3 protein-coding genes and 1 pseudogene are annotated in these 4,308 nt (G+C 65.5%); 2 read left to right on the top strand and 2 right to left on the bottom strand.

Annotated features, from left to right (window positions below):
- Both G3N98_RS38525 and G3N98_RS38520 read left to right on the top strand, forming a co-directional pair.
- Positions 1-562, top strand: a pseudogene (locus G3N98_RS38525) (trifunctional transcriptional regulator/proline dehydrogenase/L-glutamate gamma-semialdehyde dehydrogenase); the annotation flags it as partial.
- An 84-nt stretch (positions 563-646) separates the two neighbouring features.
- A complete protein-coding gene (locus tag G3N98_RS38520) occupies positions 647-1,786 on the top strand; it encodes a branched-chain amino acid ABC transporter substrate-binding protein (RefSeq protein WP_089493821.1) in 1,140 nt (379 codons plus the stop codon).
- Between the two features lie 213 nt (positions 1,787-1,999).
- Here G3N98_RS38520 and G3N98_RS38515 read toward each other — a convergent pair whose 3' ends face one another.
- Together G3N98_RS38515 and G3N98_RS38510 are read right to left on the bottom strand one after the other, a co-directional pair.
- Entirely contained in the window at positions 2,000-2,410 is a 411-nt protein-coding gene (locus G3N98_RS38515) for a hypothetical protein (protein WP_206151052.1), read from the bottom strand.
- Positions 2,411-2,629: 219 nt separating this feature from the next.
- The gene (locus G3N98_RS38510; RefSeq protein WP_206151051.1) at positions 2,630-4,141 is read right to left on the bottom strand and encodes an AMP-binding protein; all 1,512 of its coding nucleotides are present in this window, start codon (positions 4,139-4,141) and stop codon (positions 2,630-2,632) included.
- Positions 4,142-4,308 lie beyond the last annotated feature (167 nt).

Genomic DNA, 4,308 nt, shown 5'->3' with positions numbered 1-4,308 from the left:
CCCGGCGGCGGCGCTCACGACGCTGCGCGACTGGCTGATCGAGCAGCGCGAGCCGGCGCTGGCCGCGCGTTGCGACGGCTATCTGGCCCAGGTGCCGGCCGGTGCGACCGCGGTGCTGACCGGTCCGACGGGCGAGCGAAACACGTATACACTCGGCCCGCGCGGCACGGTGTTGTGTGTCGCGGCGACGCCGGGCGGTGCGCGCGCGCAGTTCGCGGCGGTGCTGGCGACCGGTAACCGCGCGCTGTTCGCGGGTGCGGCCGGCGAGGCGCTGGTGGCCGCGCTGCCGGCATCGCTGAAGGCGCACGCGACCGTGCGCAAGCAGGCCGACGCGCCGTTCGACGCGGTGCTGTTCGAAGGCGACAGCGACGAACTGCAGACGCTCGTGAAGGACGTCGCGCAGCGGCCGGGCCCGATCGTGTCGGTGCAGGGCGTGTCGGTGGGCGCGTTCGAGAACGGCGATGCGGAAGATTACGCGCTGGAACGGCTGCTGACGGAGCGCTCGGTGAGCGTGAACACGGCCGCGGCGGGTGGCAATGCGAATTTGATGACGATCGGCTGATCATCCTTGCCGTTCGGATCAAACATAGGAAGCGGCAAGGCGATCCCGAAGCCGCTCCATTTACCCTGGTACCAAGGAGATGCTATGCAACACACGATGAAAAAGCTGGCAGGCGCGACGTTCGTCGCGGTCATGTCGCTGGCGGGGACGGCCCATGCGGATGACGTGAAGATCGGTTACGCAGGGCCGATGACGGGCGCGCAGGCGCACTACGGCAAGGATATGCAGAACGGGATCGCGCTCGCGATCGAGGATTTCAACGCGACGAGCCCGAAGATCGGCGGCAAGCCGGTGAAGTTCGTGCTCGACACGCAGGACGACCAGGCTGACCCGCGCACCGGCACGACGGTCGCGCAGAAGCTCGTCGACGACGGCATCAAGGGCATGCTCGGCCACTTCAACTCGGGCACGACGATTCCGGCTTCGCGCATCTACGCGAACGCGGGCATTCCGCAGATCGCGATGGCGACCGCACCGGAATACACGCAGCAGGGCTACAAGACGACCTTCCGCATGATGACGTCCGACACGCAGCAGGGCTCGGTGGCCGGCACGTTCGCGTCGAAGGATCTCGGCATGAAGAAGATCGCGATCGTCGACGACCGCACGGCCTACGGCCAGGGTCTCGCCGACCAGTTCGAGAAGGCCGCGAAGGCCGGCGGCGCATCGATCGTCGACCGTGAATTCACGAACGACAAGGCGGTCGACTTCAAGGCGATCCTGACCAAGCTGAAGGCGGCGAAGCCGGATCTCGTCTACTACGGCGGCGCGGATTCGCAGGCGGCACCGATGGTCAAGCAGATGAAGGCGCTCGGCATCACCGCTCCGCTGATGAGCGGCGAAATGGTGAAGACGCCGACGTTCCTGAAGATCGCGGGCAACGCGGCCGACGGCACGATCGCTTCGCTGGCAGGCCTCCCGCTGGAAGAAATGCCGGGCGGCAAGACGTACGCCGACAAGTACAAGAAGCGCTTCGGCGAAGACGTGCAGACGTACTCGCCGTACGCGTACGACGGCGCGATGGCGCTGTTCAACGCGATGAAGAAGGCCGATTCGACCGATCCGGCGAAGTACCTGCCGGTGCTCGCGAAGACCGACATGGCCGGCGTGACGTCGACGCACGTCGCGTATGACGCGAAGGGCGACCTGAAGAACGGCGGCATCACGATGTACAAGGTCGAGAAGGGCGAGTGGAAGCCGCTGAAGAGCATCGGCGGGAAGTAAGCAGCCGGTCATGATGTTCTGACGCGCGGGGTGGCGGCGCAATGCGTCGTCCCACACGTCATGCGAAAGAGCCACTGGGCCCGTCTGGTCTGGTGGTTTTTTCTTTGGTGAGCCACGGCCGGTACGGCATAGGGATCTTGCTGGCCACGGTGCGGCGGGGTTGCCGCATGCGTATGTCGATACCGCATCGCCGTGGCCGGCGGCAGTATGACGTTACTTGCCGTCGCAGCACTTGTTAGGGCAGTCGGGCAGGAAGGAAATTTCCACGCGCCGTCCATTGTCCACGTCGCCATGTGAATAAACGCGGGCGCTCTTCTTGATGGTCCCGCGTAAAAAACCTAATTCCTCCAACAGCGCATACGCGGTTTGCAATCTCGATTGCGCAAGGGCCAGTGCTCCCGGTTCACTTTCCTCGGCATGGCCGCTGATCAGTGTTGTCTCTTTGGTTAGGTGATTCGCATAATTGATTTTTTGATCGATTGCCCATTTCTCAATGCGGGCGATTTCGGAGTTCGATATGTGCGAGCTATTTGGCAAGAAGTAGATATCGAAATTTTCGCTGGCGATGCATGCAAATGTCGGGCTGGAAGTGATCAGGAACAGGCTAATAATAAATTTAGGCATGTAAGTGACGTATCCTGCAATGCTGCGGGCATTGTTGATTGCTGGTCGCCGTTGCTCAACAGCAGCCCTGTCTCGGTAAACGGAATGTCCTGCCCCGAGACGCTATTCCAGATAAGAACCGTTGATCAATCGGACAAGTATGATTCGCTGTCCGTAATTTCTTATGCAGCGAGAGTATGAGTGCGCGGGTTGTAAATGCGCTGACTCAATCCTAGGTACTTAGTCTCCGCGCCGCACCCGCAGCAGGAACTTCTGCAGCTTGCCCGTCGGCGTGCGCGGCAGCGCCTGCGCGAACGTGAATTCGCGCGGGATCTTGTACGCGGCCAGCCGCTCGCCGCAGAACGCGCGCAGTGCATCCGCGTCGGGCACGCTGCCCGCGCGCAGCACCACGTGCGCGACGACCGTCTCGCCCCAGTCGGGATGCGGGACGCCGACGACCGCCGCCTCGGCGATGTCCGGATGCGCGCCGAGCACGTCCTCCACTTCCTTCGAATAGACGTTCTCGCCGCCCGTCACGATCATGTCCTTCAGCCGGTCGACGATGAACAGGTAGCCGTCCTGATCGATCCGTGCGATGTCGCCGGTGCGATACCAGCCGTCCGGCGCGAACGCGGCGCGCGTCGCGGCCGCATCGTCGAGATAGCCGAGCATCATGCTGTCGGTCTTCAGCCAGATCTCGCCGGTCTCGCCCGGCTGCGCGTCGAGGCCGTCCATCCGCACGACGCGCAGGTCGACGCCCGGGCCGCCGGTGCGGCCGATCGAACCGGCCTTCGCGATCTGCTCGTCCGGATATAGCGTCGTGCCGGCCGGCCCCGCTTCGGTCATGCCGTACACCTGGAAGAACGCGTTGCTGCGATACGCATGCGTGAGACGTTCGGCCTGCGCGGGGCCGATCGGGCCGCCGCCGTACAGCCACGCGCGCACGCTCGACAGGTCGAACGCCGCGAAGCCGTCGATCGTGTCGAGCGGCAGCAGGTACGACACCGGCGCGCCGAAATACAGCGTCACGCGCTCGCGCTCGATGGCCTGCAGGAAGCGCAGCGGATGGTATTCGCGCAGCAGCACGACGGTGCCGCCCGCGTATAGCGTGCCGCCGAACCAGTTGTTGAGCGGCGACGAATGCCAGATCGGCATCGCCATCAGCGTGCGCTCGTGGCGGCCGATGCCGGTCGCGAGCGCCGCCTGCATCGCCGCGAGCGTCACGGTGCGGTGGCTGTGCACGCAGCCTTTCGGGTGGCCGGTCGTGCCGGACGTATAGAGGATCTGCGCGATGTCGCCGTCGGCGGGCTCGATGCCCGCGAGGCCGTCCATCGTCGCGCACAGCGTGTCGAAGCACGGCACGCCGTCGAGTTCGCCTTCGGTCACGAGCCGCCGCGCGGGATGCACGAGGCGTTCGACCACCGGCGCGAGCGCGACGTCGAACAGCAGCGCCTTGCTGCGGCTGTGTTCGAGCACGTAGTCGACTTCCGGCGCCTGCAGCTTGTGGTTGACCGGCACGAACGTCGCGCCGAGCCGCCACGCGCCGAACATCAGGTCGACGAAAGACGGTGTGTTGAAGCACATCGCGGCGACGCGGTCGCCGGCCGCGACGCCGAGCGCGCTCAGCACGGCTGCCGCGCGGTGCGAGCGCTCGCGCGCGGCGGCATAGGTGATCGTCGCGGATTCGCTGACGAGGAATGGCTGGTCGGGCGTCGCACGGGCGGCGCGGTCGAGGGCGGCGACGAGGTTCATCGTGACTCCGGGCGGGCGAAGGCGAACTGGGCCTTACCAAGCTATCCAAAGGGCATCAGGCCGGGTACGCGCGCTGCAGCAGCGCGGCGACGTCGATCGCGTGCGGATCGAAGCCGCCCGCGATGCGGCCCCAGTCGGGCGCGGCGAGCCGCGTCGCGACGAATGCA

Origin of the sequence: Burkholderia sp. Tr-20390, assembly GCF_017104595.1 — a bacterium.
Lineage (GTDB): Bacteria > Pseudomonadota > Gammaproteobacteria > Burkholderiales > Burkholderiaceae > Burkholderia.
The sequence above is the reverse complement of the archived record's forward strand: the minus strand, read 5'-3'. Positions and strand labels throughout refer to the sequence as shown.

Bases quoted from the DNA above. Each gene is read 5' to 3' on its own strand.
- G3N98_RS38520 (WP_089493821.1), top strand. From the start codon at position 647: ATGCAACACACGATGAAAAAGCTGGCAGGCGCGACGTTCGTCGCGGTC.
- G3N98_RS38515 (WP_206151052.1), bottom strand. From the start codon at position 2,410: ATGCCTAAATTTATTATTAGCCTGTTCCTGATCACTTCCAGCCCGACA.
- G3N98_RS38510 (WP_206151051.1), bottom strand. From the start codon at position 4,141: ATGAACCTCGTCGCCGCCCTCGACCGCGCCGCCCGTGCGACGCCCGAC.